Raw genomic sequence first — 16,559 nt, 5'->3', positions numbered from 1 at the left:
TCCTCAGTTGCGCAGCGGCTTTCCGGTCGAGAGCATCCCCATGATCCGGTCCTGCGTCTTCGGATGGACGACCAGCGAGCAGAAGGCCTGGCGCTCCAGCGCCATCAGGTACTCCTCGCTCACCAGGCTGCCGGTGTCGACGTCGCCGCCGGTGACCACGTTCGCGATCAGGCCGGCGATGTGGAAGTCGTGCTCGCTGATGAAGCCACCGTCGCGCATGTTGACCAGCTGGCCCTTGATGGTGGCGGCGCCGCTGCGGCCCGCGACCTTGAACAGGCGGCGCATCGGCGCGCGCCAGCCGGCGTCGGCCATGGCCTTGGCCTGCTGCAGGGCGACGTAGAGCAGCTCGTCCTTGTTGGGCACGATCACGTCGCTGTCCAGAAGGTAGCCCAGCTTCTTCGATTCGAGCGCGCTGGTGCCCACCTTGGCCATCGCGGCGGCGGTGAAGCCCTCGGTCAGGAAGGGCAGCAGGTCGGAGCACGTGGAGGCCTCGGCGTTCTCGGCCGCGCGGCGCGCGATGTAGGTCAGGCCGCCGGCGCCTGGCACCAGGCCGACCCCGACCTCGACCAGGCCGATGTAGCTTTCCATCGCCACGACACGCTTCGCCGAATGGATGGCCAACTCGCAACCGCCGCCCAGTGCCATGCCGCGCACCGCCGAGACCACCGGCACGCCGGCATAGCGGATGCGCAGCATCGTGTTCTGCAGCTCCCGCTCGGCGCCATCGATCGCGCCGACGCCGGCCACCACGAAGGCCGGCAGCATCGCCTGCAGGTCGGCGCCCACGGAGAACATCTCGTCGGGCGACCAGATCACCATCGCCTTGTACTCGCGCTCGGCCAGCTCGACGCCGGCTGCCAGCGCTTCGGCCACGTCGGGGCTGATGGCGTGCATCTTCGAGTGGATGCTGGCGATCAGCACCTCGCCGTCCAGCGTCCACAGGCGCACGTCGCCTTCGTCCTGGATCGTGGTGCCGGCCTGGTTCGCATCGGCCGCGTTGCTGCCCAGCACGCTTTCCGGAAAGAGCTGGCGCTCATGCACCGGCAGGCGGCGCTGCGGCACGAAGCGGCTTTCGGCGGCACTCCACGAGCCCTCGGGCGTGTGCACGCCGCCCGCCTCGGCGACCGGGCCTTCGAAGACCCACTTCGGCAGCGGCGCGCTCGACAAGGCCTCGCCCGCGTCGATGTCTTCCTGGATCCACTTCGCGACCTGCGCCCAGCCCGCTTCCTGCCAGAGCTCGAAGGGGCCCTGCTTCATGCCGAAGCCCCAGCGCATCGCGAAGTCCACGTCGCGCGCGCTCTCGGCGATGGTCGCCAGATGGACTGCCGCGTAGTGGAAGCTGTCGCGCAGGATGGCCCAGAGGAAGCGGCCCTGCGCGCCCTCGCTCTCACGCAGCAGCTTGAGGCGCTGCGCGGCCGGCTTCTTGAGCATGCGGCCATAGACCTCGTCGGCCTTCTCGCCCGAAGGCACGTAGTCGCCCTTCTGCAGGTCGAAGCGCAGGAAGTCACGGCCCGCCTTCTTGTAGAACCCGGCCTTGGTCTTCTGGCCCAGGTTGCCCAACTCGATCAACTTGGCCAGCACCGGCGGCGTCGCGAAGTTGGCGTAGAAGGGATCGGTCTCGGCGTTCAGGTTGTCCTGCAGCGTCTTGACGACGTGCGCCATCGTGTCCAGGCCCACCACGTCGGCGGTGCGGAAAGTCCCGGAGCTCGCGCGGCCCAGCTTCTTGCCGGTGAGGTCGTCCACCACGTCGGGCGTGAGGCCGAACTTCTCCACTTCCTTGAGGGTCGCCAGCATGCCGGCGATGCCCACGCGGTTGGCGATGAAGTTGGGCGTGTCCTTGGCGCGCACCACGCCCTTGCCCAGGGCGCTGGTGACGAAGGTCTCGAGCTGGTCCAGCGCCACCGGCTCGGTGGTCGGCGTGGCGATCAGCTCCACCAGGAACATGTAGCGCGGCGGGTTGAAGAAGTGGATGCCGCAGAAGCGCGGCTTCAGCGCCTCGGGCAGCGCCTCGCTCAGCTGGGTGATCGACAGGCCCGAGGTGTTCGAGGCCAGGATCGCATGCTTGGCGACGTGGGGCGCGATCTTCCTGTACAGATCGAGCTTCCAGTCCATGCGCTCGGCGATCGCCTCGATCACCAGGTCGCATTCGCCGAGCCTGGTCAGGTCGTCCTCGTAGTTGGCCTGCTCGATCAGCACGGCATCGGCCGCGTCGCCCAGCGGCGCGGGCTTGAGCTTCTTGAGGTTGTCGATGGCGCGCGTGACGATGCCGTTCTTCGGCCCATCCTTGGCGGCCAGGTCGAACAGCACGACCGGCACGCGCACGTTGACGAGATGCGCGGCGATCTGCGCGCCCATCACGCCGGCGCCGAGCACGGCGACCTTCTTCACTTGAAACTTGGACATGAGATTTCCAACAGGGGAATGTGTTCTTACTGGACGCGGACCCAGGTCTGCGTGCGGCCGATGCCGAGCACCGAGCCGCGCACTTCCAGCTTCTTGCCGCCCTCGATGGGCGTGAGCCGCAGGGTGTAGGACCTGCCGCTTTCGGGGTCGAGGATCTTGCCGTCCTCCCAGACCTCCTTGCCCTCGGCCTTCTTCGCGCCGCGGATGATCTCCAGGCCGACGAGCGGCCTGCCCTTGCGGTCGTCGGTGCACTCGTCGCACACCGCGTCCTGCCTGGCTTCCTTGCGCAGCAGCTTCTCGATGCGGCCGGACAGCACGCCGCCCGACTCGCTGATGCGGATCTGCGACTTGGCCTCGCTGGTCTTGTCGTCGATGCTTTGCCAGACGCCGACGGGCGTCATCTGCGCGAAGGCCGGGCCCGCGCAAACCACGGCGATGGCAGCAAGAAGGCGCTTCATGGTTTTCAGGCCAGGGCCGCGTCGGTGTTCATCAGCGGCGCGGCACCGGCGCGCGCGGTGCGCATCAGCGTCGCGGTCTCGGGGAAGAGCTTGGCGAAGTAGAAGCGCGCCGTCTGCAGCTTGGCCTGGTAGAAGGGATCGGTGTTGCCGGATGCGATCTCGCGCAGCGCCACGCGCGCCTGCAGCGCGAACATGTAGCCGAACACGAAGTGACCGGCGACACGCAGGTAGTCCACCGCCGCCGCACCCACCTCGTCGGCGTTCTGGAAGCCGCGGAAGCCCAGCTCGGTGGTGAACTTGGTGAGCTGCTCGCCCAGCACCGCGATCGGGGTGATGAACTCGCTCATCTTTTCGTTCACGCCCTCTTCCTCGACCAGCTTCGCGACCAGCTTGCCGAACTTCTTCAGCGTGGCGCCGTTGTTGCCCAGGACCTTGCGGCCCAGCAGGTCCAGCGACTGAACCGTGTTGGTGCCCTCGTAGATCATGTTGATGCGGTTGTCGCGGACGAACTGCTCCATGCCCCATTCCTTGATGAAGCCATGGCCGCCGAAGACCTGCATGCAGGCGTTGGTCGCGATGTGGCCGTTGTCGGTGAGGAAGGCCTTCACGATCGGGGTGAGCAGCGCGACCAGCTCGCCCGCGTCCTTGCGCGCCTTCTCGTCGGGATGGTGGTGCTCCTTGTCCAGCAGCAAGGTGCAGAAGATGGCCAGCGCACGGCCGCCCTCGGCATAGGCCTTGGCCGTCATCAGCATCTTGCGCACGTCGGGGTGCACGATGATCGGATCGGCCTCCTTGTCCTTGGCCTTCACGCCCGAGAGCGAGCGCATCTGGATGCGGTCCTTGGCATAGGCCAGCGCGTTCTGGAAGGCGACCTCGGTCAGGCCCAGCGACTGGTTGCCCACGCCCAGGCGTGCGGCGTTCATCATCACGAACATCGCGGCCAGGCCCTTGTTGGGCTCGCCCACCAGGGTGCCGCTGGCGTTCTCGAGCACGATCTGCGCCGTGGCGTTGCCGTGGATGCCCATCTTGTGCTCCAGGCCGCCGCAGTAGATGCCGTTGCGGCTGCCCAGCGAGCCGTCGGCCTTGACGTTGAACTTCGGCACCACGAACAGGCTGATGCCCTTGCTGCCCTTGGGCGCGTCCGGCAGGCGCGCCAGCACCAGGTGGATGATGTTCTCGGCCATGTCGTGTTCGCCGGCCGAGATGAAGATCTTGTTGCCGGTCAGCCGGTACGTGCCGTCAGGCTGCGGCTCGGCCTTGGTGCGCAGCATGCCCAGGTCGGTGCCGCAGTGCGGCTCGGTCAGGCACATGGTGCCGGTCCATTGGCCGCTCACCAGCTTGGGCAGGTAGGTCTTCTTCTGCTCGTCGGTGCCGTGCGCCGACAGCGCCTCGTAGGCGCCGTGCGACAGGCCCGGGTACATGGTCCAGGCCTGGTTGGCGGAATTGAGCATCTCGTAGAAGCACTGGTTCACCACGAAGGGCAGGCCCTGGCCGCCGAACTTCGGATCGCAGGACAGCGCCGCCCAACCGCCCTCGACGTACTGGGCATAGGCCTCTTTGAAGCCCTTCGGCGTCTTCACCGTGTGCGTGCTCTTGTCGAGGGTGCAGCCCTCCTCGTCGCCGGAGATGTTGAGCGGGAAAGTGACCTCGGCGGCGAACTTGCCGCCCTCCTCCAGCACCGCGTTGATGGTGTCGGCGTCGACCTCGGCGTGCGCGGGCAGCGCCTTGTATTCGTCGGTGACCTTGAGCACCTCGTGCATGACGAACTGCATGTCGCGAAGGGGCGGGGTGTAGGCGGGCATGTCGAGGTCTCCAGAAAACGAAAGAGATGAAAAGAAAAAGTGATCGGATGCGCTCAGCGCACGGTCTTGAGCCGGCGCGAGGAGGCGGGCGCGGCGGCCGAGGCTGACAGCGCCTCCGGCGTGGCGCAGCGCGCAAGGATGTTGTCGAAGCCCGCGTTGGCGCGCGCCAGCGATTCGGGCGAGCGCAGGAAGCGCGCCTCGTAGTGCAGTGCCAGGATCAACGCATGGATCTCGAAGGAGATCTGCTTGGCGTCGGCATCTGCGTGCAGGTGCCCCTCTTCCTGGGCCTGCAGCACCGCGCGCAGCATGGCGGCCAGCCAGGTGTTGACCGACTCGGCCAGCGCGTCGCGCACCGGCCCCGGCCGGTCGTCGAACTCGACCGCGCCGCTGATGTAGATGCAGCCGGAGTCGATCTCGGCCGAGGTGCGCTTCATCCAGTTGGCGAACAGCGCACGCAGCCGCGGCAGGCCGCGCGGCGCCTGCAGGGCCGTGTAGAACACTTCCTGCTCGAAGCGGTTGTGGTACTCGCGCACCACCGAGATCTGCAGTTCCTCGCGCGAGCCGAAATGGGCGAACACGCCCGACTTGCTCATGCCCGTGACCTCGGCCAGCGCGCCGATCGACAGGCCTTCGAGGCCGATCTGCGCGGCCAGGTTCAGCGCCGCATCGACGATGACGGCCTTGGTCTGCTGGCCTTTCTGGGGCGCGCGGGAACTCCGGGAGGACGCGGCGGTGGGGGGCATGGAAAGTCGCAAATAAAACGAACGGTCGTTCTATTTTGCGACAGTTGATGTCCTCCGAATGAAAGACCCAGTGCGCCGGCAGGTTATCCGGCGCGAGACGACTTCAGTAGACGGTGACAGGCGCCAGTTCGCCGCGACCGGACCGAACCACGGCCGGCTGCGGCTGCTCCAGCCACGACAGGCGGTACAGCAGGGCCAGCGCCATCGCTGCGCCCGCGAACTGGTAGGACTGCAGCACATTCCAGGCCGAGCCCGCCAGCAGGTTGGTCGGGCCGACGAAGGACTGGCAGGACAGTGCCAGCGTGATCCCCAGCATCGGCAGCGTCCACGTGCCCCAGGCCTGCCGCCGCAGCGCCGCGGGGAAGACCACGGCGAAGATCGGCAGCAAGAGCCCGTAGTGGTGGTCCCAGGCGATGGGTGAAGCCATCGTCAGCGTCAGCATGACCAGGGCGAGGTCTGCCGTGCTCGGCCGCTTGCCGATGCGCCAGACCAGGGCGATGCCGAGCATGAGCGTCGAGGACACCACGGTCGCCAGGTGCACCATCGGCTGGTAGGGCGGGAAGTCGGTGCCGGACCACACCAGGCCCGCGCCCTGCAGGTTGACGCCGTTGAAGAACAGCCGGTGCATCAGCCCGTTGACGGACTGGTTGATGAAATAGCTCTCCCCATGCCGCCCGAGGAAGGACACGACGGAGAGATAGTCGATCACGTTGGACCAGCCATACACACCGACCGCAAGCAGGCCGGCGGCACCGGTGACCCCGGCAGCGACCAGCGCGAACTGCCATTGCTTGCGCAGCAGCGCCCACAGCACGACCACGCCCCACTGCGGCTTGATGATGCAGCACAGCGCCATCATCAGCCCCGCCAGGCGCGGCTGGTCGCGCTGCCACGCCAGCAGCGCCAGGCCGGCGGCCAGCGTCATCAGTGTCTGGATCTGTCCGTGGTATTCGGATCGCAGCAACGGATAGAACATCGCCACGCTGAGCAGGCTGAGGCCGAGGAGCGCGCCGGTGGACCTGGACGGCAGCCGCAGGGCACGTCCGACGCCCGGCGGCTGCAGCGCGCCCATGAAGAGCTGGAAGAACACGAGCGCGATCGCCAGCAGGCTCAACCTGGAGACGATCTGGAAGATCGTGACCACGCTCTCCGGCGACAGGCCGAAGAGCCATTGCGGCAGGTCCAGCGGCAGCAGCGCGGTCAGCGGGTACTGGAACTTCACGTGCTGGCTGAAGAACACGCTTTGATAGAGGGGATGGTCCGGGTGCTCGCGCAGGAAGGCGGAGGCGCGCAGCATCGGCATCCACGAATCCTCGCCGGCATGCGAGGACAGGACGATGCGCAGGTAACCCAGCGAGGTCTCGCGCGCCTCGCCCACTGCGAGCGCGAGGACGGCACTCGCCACCACCCCGCCGAGCAGGCAGCCGAACCACAGCCGCCAGGCGAGGTCGAGCCGCTGCGTCTCGCGCGAGCGCACGAGGCCCGGAACGCCGGGCCGGAATCGCCACAGCACGAACAGCAGGCCGGCGCACAGTGCCGTGAGCGCCACCTGCGCGATCAGGATCTTCATGTTGTTGTCAGAAGGAAAAGAAGAACGAGGAGGAGAGGCCCGTGCGCGCCATCAGTTGTTCGCCATCCACAGCGCGACCGCGCCGATCGCCACCGCCAGCCGGCTGACCCAGTCGCGCGCGGCGAAGACCACCGGGTCGTCGTGCAGCACGCCGCGGATCGCCTTGAGCCAGATGCGCACGGTCCAGAACAGGAACACGGGGATCAGCACCCACAGCCAGGTCGGGTTCTCGTAGCGCGACAGCATCTGCTGGTCCTGCAGGTACAGGCTCAGCAGCAGCGCGGACATCTGACCTGCCGCCACGCCGGTGCACAGCACGAAGGTCGCGTCGCCCGGGTGGTAGCCGCGGTCGCGCTTGAGCTGGCCGGCGTCGCCGGCGGCCGTGAGTTCGACGTAGCGCTTGGCCAGCGCCAGGCTCAGGAAGATGAAGAGGGAGAAGGACAGGATCCAGAAGGACAGGGGCTGCCCCGTCGCCTCGGTGCCGGCCGCCACGCGGATCGTGTAGAGGGCCGCCAGCGAGAACACGTCCACCACGGCGCGCCGCTTCAGGAACACCGAATAGGCGGTGGTCAAGGCTGCGTAGACCAGCAGCACCGCCACGAAGGATGTCGGCAGCAGGGCGACCGACAGGGCGAGCGACGCGATCCCCAGCGAGGCCGACATCGCCAGCCCCGTGGCCGGCGCGATGTCGCCGGCGGCGAAGGGCCGCCGTCGCTTGCGGTGATGGCGCCGGTCCGACTCCAGGTCCAGCAGGTCGTTGAGCACGTAGATGCCCGAAGCCATGAGGCTGAAGGCCACGAAGGCCAGCGCGGCGTCGACCACCAGCGCCTGGGTCAGTTCATGAAGCACCGGCATCAGCGGCAGGAAGACCAGCAGGTTCTTCAGCCACTGGTGGGCGCGCAGGCCGTAGAGATAGCGGCCGAGCCCCGCGCGCCGCGGCTGGATCACCGCCTCCACCTCGGTGACGCCAGCGGCGCGCCGCGCCAGCGTGGCCGAGCGGCTGACGACCACCGCGGCCTGGGCACCCTGCCAGACCTTCATGTCGGCGGGATGGTCGCCCGCGTAGCTGAACCCTTGTCCGCCGGCATCGGCCTGGATGGCGGCCAGCTTGGCGGCGCCCTTCACGTTGCGTTCGCCGTCGGAGGCCAGCACGGCATCGAAAAGGCCCAGGTGCTCGGCCACGCGGCGCGCCACCCGTCCGTCGCTGGCGGTCGCCAGGATGGTGCGGCGTCCCGCTTCCCGGGCACGGCGCACCAGCTCGATCACCTCGGGCCGGTACGGGAGCGTGCTCACGTCCAGGCGCGTGCGGCGGGCCACCTCGCGCTTGAGCACGGCGCGGCCCTTGAGCAGCCAGAACGGGAGCTGGAGCAGCGCGAGCGGCGAGGAGCGCACCAGCTTGAGCAGCGACTCGTGCAGCGAGTCGGTCGCGATCAGGGTGCCGTCGAGATCGACGTACAAGGGCAAGGAGGAGGTCATGTCAGTGGCTCCACCGCGCATCGCGAGACCCGTGACGCTTGAACCCCTGCACGCCAGCCGGGAAACACCGCGGAACCGGCTTTGCCGGGCCGCTGGTGTTGGGGGTTGGCGGTCCACACGAAGTGGGGGAGCCTGGGGGAGATCGTCATTTCAGCCGCGCCCCAGGACGACGACGCCCACCAGGATGATGGCGATGCCCACGACACGCGAGGCGGTCAGCGCCTCGCCGAAGAAATGCCAGGCCAACAGTGCGGCGATGACGTAGCCCATCGACAGCATCGGGTAGGCGACCGTCACATCCACCCGGGTCAGTGCCAGGATCCACAGCCCCGCACTGACGAAATAGCAACACAGGCCCACCAGGATCCATGGCTGCGTCGCGGCACTCCAGCCGGCCGCGAACAAGGACGCACCATTGAAGGCCACCGTGCCCAGGGCCTGGGCGCCGGCCTTGAGCATCAGCTGCGCCGCCGAATTCAGCAGCACGCCGGCCAGGATGATCGAGAAGGCGGTCAGAGTCATTTGAAACTTGAAGTCTTTTTAGTTACCGCAAGTATCATGCCTCAGTATTACTTTTTCTCGACAACTCCTGGACTCGAATGAATGGAAAAGTTGACATCCCGGCCGGCAACGCCGTCCGGACTGCCAACGGCGCCCGTCCGGGCCCTATTCGTAGCGCCGGCCCAGCGCCATCAGTTCCGGCGTCCCGATCACCGCGTTGAGCCCGTCGAAGTCCAGCATCCGCTCGCGCCAGGGCTGGGTGGTGCGGTGCAGGTGCAGGCTGCCGTAGTAGCCCTGCAACGTATGCACCACCGCCCTCGCCGTGCCGCCCGGAAAGATCGCGATGCGAAAACCATGGGCCTGCAGCGCATCCGCGTCCTGGATTGGCGTCTTGCCGCCTTCGACCATGTTGGCCAACAGCGGGACGCGGCCGGCGAAGCGCCGGCAGGCCGCGTCCATCTGCTCGGGCGAGCGCAGCGCCTCGATGAAGAGCGCGTCGACGCCGCAGGCGAGGTAGGCCTCGGCACGGTCCAGCGCCGCCTCCAGCCCTTCGACCGCGAGCGCGTCGGTGCGCGCCAGGATCAGCGTGTCCTGCGCGGCGCGCGCATCGAGCGCCGCCTTGAGCTTGCCTTCCATCTCGCGCACCGGCACGACGCTCTTGCCGTCGAGGTGGCCGCAGCGCTTGGGAAAGCCCTGGTCCTCGATCTGGATCATCGCGGCGCCGGCGCGCTCGAAGCCGCGCACCGTGCGCTGGGTGTTGAGCGCGTTGCCGAAGCCGGTGTCGGCATCCACGATCACCGGCAGCGCGACCCGCTCGCAGATGCGCGCCAGCGTGTCGGCCACCTCGGTGTACGTGGTCAGGCCCACGTCCGATCGGCCCAGCCGGGTGTAGGCGATGGAGGCGCCCGAGAGGTACAGCGCCTCGAAGCCGGCCTGCTCGGCCACCAGCGCGCTCAGCGCGTCGTAGACGCCGGGCGCGAGCACGATGGCGCGCGCGGCGAGCCGTGCCTTGAGGGAAATCCTGTTCGTCATGTCTTGTCCTTTCCGATGAGCCCGGCCGCGGTGCGCGCCGCGATGGCGCCGCCCGCCACCGCGCTGAGCAGCCCGTTGCCGGAGAGATAACCCCACACCGCGTCGCCCGAGACGCCGCCCGCCGCGCCGCCCGCGGCCAGCAGGTTGGGCAGCGGCGTACCGTCCTCGCGCAGCACGCGCATGTCGGGCGCCACGTCCAGCCCGCCCTGGGTGTGGAAGAGCGCGCCCGTCACCTTGACCGCGTAGTACGGCGCGGACAGGCCGCGACGAAACACGCGCCCGTCGGGCTGCGGCCCGATCGAGCGCAGCGCATCGAGCGTGGCCTGCAGCGCCGCTGCCTCGCAGCCGATGCAGGCGGCCAGCTCCGCCACCGTGTCGCAGCGGCGCAGGGCGCCGGCCGCCTCGGCCTCGCGGAAGTCGGAAAACTCGCGTGCCAGCGCCAGCAGCGGCGCGTCGAACACGTTCCAGGCGATGCCGCCCGGCTGCGCCAGCACCTTCACCGCGGCCTCGGAGTAGCCCTGTGTCTCGTCGTGGAAGCGGCCGCCTTCGCGGTTGAGCTGCACGCCCCCTTCCATCATCACCGCCCAGGACATCAGCGCACCCTGCGGCGTGACCCAGGAGCCGTGGCCCTGGTAGCCACCCAGGTCGCGCAGCCGCGCGCCCAGCGCCCGGCCCCAGAGGATGGCGCTGCCGTCGTTGCCCACATGGCCGCCGAACGCGGCCTCCGCCATCTCGGGCAGCAGCTCGCGCACCATGGCCGTGTTGCCGCCGAAGCCGTTGCAGGCCAGGAGCAGCGCATCGCAGGCCAGCCGTTCCTCCCGGCCGTCGGGGCGGCGGTAGGCCAGGCCCGTCACCCGGTCCGCATCGTCGAGCCACAGCGTCTCGACCAGCGCCTGGGTCAGCACCGGAATGCCCGCGTTCCCGGCAGCCGACTGCAGCGCAGCCATCAGCGCCGCGCCGGTCTTCTGCGGCAAGGCATGCATGCGGTGCACGCCATGGCCGGGATAGAGAAAGCCGTCCAGCAACACCCAGTCCAGCCCATGCCGCGCCTGCAGGGCATCGAGCGCCGGGCCGATCGCCTCGGTGTAGGCGCGCACCAGCGCGGGTGCGGCATGGCGATGCGCCTTGGCCTGGATGTCGGCGGCGAAGCGCTCCGCGCTGTCCGCGATGCCGAGCAAGCGCTGCACCCGCGTGCCGGGCGCCGGAATGAAGCCGGAGGACAGCGCGGTCGAGCCGCTGGGCTGCGCATCGCGCTCCAGCACCACGCAGTCGATGCCGGCGTCGTGCAGCATCAGCGCCGCCGTCAGCCCGCAGGCGCCGGCGCCGACGATGGCGACGCTCGCATGCGCCTCGGCGTCGAAGCCTGCCGCGCGCTGCACGCGGCGTACCGGTGCCTGCGTCATGCGAGACGACCGACGAAGTCCGCGCAGTCCATCACTTCGGCCACGTTGCGCATGTCCGCCAGCGAAGTGCGGTGCCGCTCCTCGCCGAAGGCCGCGCAGCCGTCGGCCAGCACCAGGGTACGGTAGTCGCGCATGTGGGCATCGCGCACCGTGCTCGCCACGCCGCCGTTGGTGACGATGCCGCACACCGCCACCGTGTCGATGCCCGCGCGGCGCAGCACCCAGTCGAGCTGGGTGTGGAAGAAGGCCGAATATGCGACCTTGCACACCGCCACGTCCACCAGCCCCGCCAGGGCATCGACGTTCGCCTGCCCCCAGCTGCCCGGCGCGAAGTCGCCCTTGCGAAGGAACGGCCGCAGCGCCAGCAGGTGCGGCGAGACCATGGGCTCGCCGGCCGCGTCGGGCCACAGCGTGAACTGGCTCGCGGCCACCATGCCGCCGGCCGCCTTGAGGGCGCGTGCCACGCCGGCTGCGCGGGCCGGGAGCGGCGCCGCTGCGGGGTTGGCGTCGCCGCCGCGGGCGTAGGCGCCCTGCGGGTCCAGGAAATCGTTCTGCAGGTCGATGATGACCAGGGCGGTTTTCTGGGCGTCAATGGGAGGTTCGGTGCTCATCGGGTCGTCCGCTCGTCCATTGCGCGGGTTGCCTTGTTTGGCCTTGCGCTTGTTCCTGCCTTGAAACAAGCGCAAGGCAAAAACAAGCCAGATGCCAGATGTCTCATGCCACCCTCACCAGCAGATTGCCGAACGCATCGACCTCGCCCTCGAAGCCCGGTTCCAGCCATACAGTGGTGTCGGCCTGCTCCAGGATGGCCGGCCCGGCGACGCGGGTACCCACCGGCAACGCGAGCCGCGCGTAGCGCGTCGCTTCGTGCCAGCGCCCCTCATGGAACACGCGCTGCGTGCCCAGTGGGTCTACGCTGCCCTCGCCTTCCGGCGCCAGCACCGCCAGGTCGAACTTGGGCCGAACGCCGATGCGCGCGTAGCGCAGGTTCATCACGCGGATGCCGATGCCCTCCAGCACGCGGCCGAAGGCGCCGGCATAGGCGGTCTCGAAGGCCCGGCGGATCGCCTCGCGCGTGAGCGCCCCCGCATCCGGCAGCAGCACCGGCAGCGTGTGGGTCTGCCCCGCATAGAGCATGTCCAGCGCGATCACCTCGCGCACCGCGTCGAAGCGCACACCGGCCGAATCCAGTCGCTGCTGGCAGCCCTCGGCCAGCTCGGCCACGCGCCGCTGCAGGGCCTCGACGTCCAGCGCATCCAGCGGCTGGTTCAGCGTCTGCACCGCGTCGTGCCGCATGTCGGCGATCACGCAGCCCAGCGCCGAGGTCACGCCCGGGTAGCGCGGCACGATGCCGGTCGCCACGCCCACCTCGCGCATCATCGCGCACACGTGCAGCGCGCCACCGCCGCCGAAGGGCATGTAGGCGAAGCGGCGCGGGTCGTGGCCGCGCTCGATCGACACCAGCCGGATCGCGCCCGCCATGCGCGCGTTCGCCACCGTCAGGATGGCCTCGGCGGCCGCATGCACCTCCAGGCCCAGCGGCTTGGCGACGTGTTCCTCGATGGCCTGGCGCGCCTTGCCGGCGTCCAGCGCCGCGAGCAGCCCGCCGCCCAGCGGCCGATCCGCCGCGATGCGGCCCAGCAGCACGTTGGCATCGGTCACCGTCGGCCGCGTGTTGCCGCGGCCATAGCAGGCCGGGCCCGGCACGCTGCCGGCCGACTCGGGGCCCACCTGCAGCATGCCGCTCGCATCCACCGAGGCGATGGAGCCGCCGCCGGCGCCGATGGTCTCGATCTGGATCATGGGCGAGCGGATCACCATGCCGAACTCGATCGCCGTCTGCGCCGCCAGCGCCGCCTCGCCGTTCGCGATCAGCGAGACGTCGAAGGAGGTGCCGCCCATGTCGCCGGTGATCGCGTTCGGGAAGCCGGCCGCGCGCGCGATCTCGGCGCAGGCGATCACGCCGGCCGCCGGGCCCGAGAGCGCGGTGCGCACCGGCAGCTCGCCCGCGGTGGCGCGCGACATCACGCCGCCGTTGCTCTGCACCACCAGCAGTTCGCCGCCGAAGCCCTGGGCACGCAGGTCGCCCTCCAGCCGCTCGAGGTAGTTGCCCACCACCGGCTGCAGCGCGGCATTGAGGGTGGCGGTGGAGCAGCGCTCGAACTCGCGGATCTCGGGCAGCACCTCGCTCGCCGCGGTCACGTGGGCGTTCGGCCAGATCCCGCGCACCGCGGCCACGGCGCGCCGCTCGTTCTCCGGATTGGCGTAGGTGTTGATGAAGAACACGCAGACGGCCTCGCAGCCCTCGGCCAGCAGCGCACGCGCCTGCTCGCGCACCTGGTCCAGGTCTACCGGCGTGTGGATGCTGCCGTCGGCCAGCACGCGCTCGTCCACCTCGCGCCGCAGCTGGCGCGGCACCACCGGCACGAAGCTGCCGCGCAGGCCCCAGGTCTGCGGGCGATCGCGGCGGCGCATCTCCAGCACGTCGCGAAAGCCGCGCGTGGTGAGGATGCCGGTCTTCGCTACCTTGCGCTCCAGCAGCGCATTGGTGCCGACGGTGGTGCCGTGCACGATGGTGGCGATGGCGGCGGCCGAGTCAGCCACCCGCTGCACGCCGTTCATGAAGCCGCGCGCCTCCTCGCCGCGGGTGGAGGGCACCTTGACGATGCGCGCCGTGCCCTCGGCCTCGTCGAGCACGAAGAGGTCGGTGAAGGTGCCGCCGACGTCGACGCCGACGACCAGCGGCGCGGCCTTCTTCTTTTCTGCTGCGTTCATTCTTCGGATTCCTGACCGGCGCCGTCGGCGCCCACATAGCCCATCGCGCGGTCGCGTGCCCGCGCCTGCGGCGCCCGCTCGGCCGGCGCGCCCCATCCGCCGCCGCCGGGCGTCTCCAGCCGCACGCGCTCGCCGCGCGCGAGCCGGATGCCGCGCATCTTCGAGACCATGGGCGGCACATGCCACTCGCCCGCGTTCTCGTAGCGGAACACGTTGAGCGCGCCGGCCCCGCCGCCCGCGATGCCCTTGGGCGGCGAACTGCCGCGCTCGCCGAAGACGAACACCTCTGCATCCTTCTCCAACAGCTCGATCTCGTAGACCGCGCCCAGCCCGCCGCGGAACTGGCCGTCGCCGCCCGAGCCGGTGCGCAGGCTCCACTCGGTGAAGCGCACCGGGTAGGCCGCCTCCAGGATCTCCAGCGGCGGGATGGTGGCGGTGGAGATCGGCGCATTGCCGTGCGACAGCCCGTCGCCGCCCGAGTGCGCGCCGTGGCCGCCGCCGAAGAAGCTGAACATCACCCAGCGCTGCCCCTCGCGGCCCGCATCGCTGCGGTGGCCCGCGATCGACAGCGCGTTGATGGTGCCGTAGGCCTGCGCCACGGCGCGCTGCGGGTCGGCCTGGGCGGCGGCGCTGAAGATCACGTCGATCATGCGCAGGATGGTCTCGGTGTAGCCGCCCACCGGGCGCGGGCGCTCGGCGCTGATCACCAGCCGGTCGGGGATCTCGAAGTCCACCGCGTCCAGCACGCCCGCATTGGCCGGCACGTCCGGGAACAGGTGCTTGAGCGCCACGTAGCAGGCCGCCACCGCGGTCGCGCGCGAGATGTTGACCGGCCCCGCGCATTGCGGCGAGCTGCGCGAGAAGTCCAGCGACAGCCGGTCGCCGGCGACCGTCATGTCCAGCGCGATGGTCAGCGGCTCGGGCGTGATGCCATCGTTGTCGAGCTGGTCCTCGAAGCTGTAGCGGCCGTCGGGCAGCGAGGCGATGTGCGAGCGCATGAGCTTGAGCGCGCGGCCGCGCAACTCGCCCAGCGCCTGCAGCACCAGCGTGTCGCCATACTCGTCGAGCAGGCCGTGCAGCCGCCTGGCGCCCAGCTCCAGCGCGGCCAGCTGGCCGTTCAGGTCGCCCCACAGGCTCTCCGGCAGGCGGGTGTTGGCGCGCAGGATGGCGAGCACATCCTCGTCGAGCCGGCCGCCGCGCACGATGCGCACCGGCGGGATCTGCACCGCCTCCTGCCAGCACTCGGTGGCGGCCGGGTTGTAGTTGCCGGGCACCGCGCCGCCCACGTCGTGCCAGTGCGCGGCCGAGGCCATGTGGCAGTAGAGCCGGCCGTTGCGGAAGAAGGGCCGCACCAGCTTGAAGTCGTTGGCGTGCGTGCCGCCGTCGTAGGCGTCGTTGCTGATCCAGATGTCGCCGTCCTGCATGCCGCCGCGCGCTTCGGCGACCTTCGCGGTGGCGCGCACCGCGAAGGCCATGGCGCCGACGAACACCGGCAGGCCGGACTTGCCCTGCACCAGCGTGTCGCCGGTCTGCGCGTCGTACAGGCCGTGGCAAGCGTCGTGCGCCTCCGCGATGATGGGATTGAAGGCGCTGCGGTAGAGAGTGGCGTCCATCTCGTCGGCCACCTGCTCCAGGCGGCCGCGCAGCACGGCGAGGGTGACGGGGTCGAGTGCGTTCTCAGTCATGTCTGTCGTTCCTTGAAGCGCTGGCGCAGCTGCGCAAGCAATCCGCCGGCGCGCACCATGTCCATCAGGAAGCCGGGCACCGGCTCGCAGGCGAGCACGCGGCCATCGGCGGCCTGCAGGGCCGGCCTCTCCGCGTCGAGGGAGACCTGCTCACCGTCCTTCAGCGACTCGGCGTCGGCGCAGGTCAACAGCAGCAGTCCGAGGTTGAAGGCGTTGCGGAAGTAGAGCCCGCTGTACGAGGGCGCGATCACCGCCGCCACGCCCAGCTGCACCAGCACCGCCGCGGCCTGCTCACGCGAGGAGCCGATGCCGAAGTTGGGCCCCGCCACGATCACGTCGCCCGGCCGCACATCGCGCGCGAACTCGGGGCGCACGGCCTCGAGGCAGTGCTTCGCGATGATGTCGATGCCGTGCTTCATCGCATGGCCCGGGGCCAGCGCGTCGGTGTCGATGTCGGCGCCGAGGCGCCACACACGGTGAGCGGTCATTCGCGTACCTTCGCCTTGGGAGCGGTCCTGCGGTTCATGGGCTCACCTCTTCTTGCTCCCTCTCCCTCTGGGAGAGGGTGGGGGTGAGGGCACTCGTACGCTTGATTTGTGCCTTGCTGTTTGTTGTTGCGCCGGAGCCGGGAATTCGCCCCGGCGGGCGAGTCACTTTCTTTGCTTCGCCAAAGAAAGTAACCAAAGAAAGGCGACCCCACTGCGCGTGACC

General features: G+C 69.5%; 14 protein-coding genes. All 14 read right to left on the bottom strand.

The window, feature by feature from the left end:
- Nucleotides 1–3 precede the first annotated feature (3 nt).
- On the bottom strand, nt 4–2,403 hold the full coding sequence (locus A8M77_RS15115; protein WP_086922331.1) for a 3-hydroxyacyl-CoA dehydrogenase/enoyl-CoA hydratase family protein: 2,400 nt from the start codon (nt 2,401–2,403) through the stop codon (nt 4–6).
- A gap of 26 nt (nt 2,404–2,429) precedes the next feature.
- Nucleotides 2,430–2,861, bottom strand: coding sequence for a DUF2147 domain-containing protein (locus tag A8M77_RS15110; RefSeq protein ID WP_086922330.1), 432 nt, complete (start codon nt 2,859–2,861; stop codon nt 2,430–2,432).
- A 5-nt stretch (nt 2,862–2,866) separates the two neighbouring features.
- Nucleotides 2,867–4,663, bottom strand: a complete 1,797-nt coding sequence (locus tag A8M77_RS15105; protein ID WP_086922329.1) for an acyl-CoA dehydrogenase C-terminal domain-containing protein — start codon at nt 4,661–4,663, stop codon at nt 2,867–2,869.
- Nucleotides 4,664–4,716: 53 nt separating this feature from the next.
- Complete coding sequence (locus A8M77_RS15100) at nt 4,717–5,406, bottom strand: TetR/AcrR family transcriptional regulator (protein ID WP_086922328.1); 690 nt, start codon at nt 5,404–5,406, stop codon at nt 4,717–4,719.
- 103 nt (nt 5,407–5,509) lie between these two features.
- The gene (locus tag A8M77_RS15095) at nt 5,510–6,976 is read right to left on the bottom strand and encodes a glycosyltransferase family 87 protein (protein WP_086922327.1); all 1,467 of its coding nucleotides are present in this window, start codon (nt 6,974–6,976) and stop codon (nt 5,510–5,512) included.
- A 51-nt stretch (nt 6,977–7,027) separates the two neighbouring features.
- Nucleotides 7,028–8,452 carry a UbiA family prenyltransferase gene (locus A8M77_RS15090; RefSeq protein WP_192871622.1) on the bottom strand — a complete coding sequence of 475 codons (1,425 nt, stop codon included), beginning with the start codon at nt 8,450–8,452 and terminating at the stop codon, nt 7,028–7,030.
- A gap of 150 nt (nt 8,453–8,602) precedes the next feature.
- A complete protein-coding gene (locus tag A8M77_RS15085; protein WP_086922325.1) occupies nt 8,603–8,974 on the bottom strand; it encodes an SMR family transporter in 372 nt (123 codons plus the stop codon).
- A 144-nt stretch (nt 8,975–9,118) separates the two neighbouring features.
- Nucleotides 9,119–9,985: an isocitrate lyase/PEP mutase family protein gene (locus tag A8M77_RS15080; protein WP_086922324.1), complete on the bottom strand. Its 867-nt coding sequence runs from the start codon at nt 9,983–9,985 to the stop codon at nt 9,119–9,121.
- Nucleotides 9,982–11,388, bottom strand: coding sequence for an FAD-dependent oxidoreductase (locus A8M77_RS15075; protein ID WP_086922323.1), 1,407 nt, complete (start codon nt 11,386–11,388; stop codon nt 9,982–9,984). The genes A8M77_RS15080 and A8M77_RS15075 overlap by 4 nt, the downstream gene beginning before the upstream one ends.
- A complete protein-coding gene (locus tag A8M77_RS15070; protein WP_086922322.1) occupies nt 11,385–11,999 on the bottom strand; it encodes a cysteine hydrolase family protein in 615 nt (204 codons plus the stop codon). The genes A8M77_RS15075 and A8M77_RS15070 overlap by 4 nt, the downstream gene beginning before the upstream one ends.
- A 103-nt stretch (nt 12,000–12,102) precedes the next feature.
- Nucleotides 12,103–14,163, bottom strand: coding sequence for a hydantoinase/oxoprolinase family protein (locus A8M77_RS15065; protein WP_086922321.1), 2,061 nt, complete (start codon nt 14,161–14,163; stop codon nt 12,103–12,105).
- Nucleotides 14,160–15,848 carry a hydantoinase B/oxoprolinase family protein gene (locus A8M77_RS15060; RefSeq protein ID WP_086922320.1) on the bottom strand — a complete coding sequence of 563 codons (1,689 nt, stop codon included), beginning with the start codon at nt 15,846–15,848 and terminating at the stop codon, nt 14,160–14,162. Before A8M77_RS15060 ends, A8M77_RS15065 begins: the two co-directional genes overlap by 4 nt.
- On the bottom strand, nt 15,845–16,336 hold the full coding sequence (locus tag A8M77_RS15055; RefSeq protein ID WP_086922319.1) for a LeuD/DmdB family oxidoreductase small subunit: 492 nt from the start codon (nt 16,334–16,336) through the stop codon (nt 15,845–15,847). Before A8M77_RS15055 ends, A8M77_RS15060 begins: the two co-directional genes overlap by 4 nt.
- 34 nt (nt 16,337–16,370) lie before the next feature.
- A partial coding sequence (locus tag A8M77_RS36840) for a hypothetical protein (RefSeq protein WP_238136834.1) occupies nt 16,371–16,559 on the bottom strand: 189 nt, incomplete at its 5' end.

This window comes from Variovorax sp. JS1663 (assembly GCF_002157355.1).
Taxonomy (GTDB): domain Bacteria; phylum Pseudomonadota; class Gammaproteobacteria; order Burkholderiales; family Burkholderiaceae_C; genus Variovorax.
Note: the sequence above shows the minus strand (reverse complement) of the source record. Positions and strands in the feature narration are given on the sequence as shown.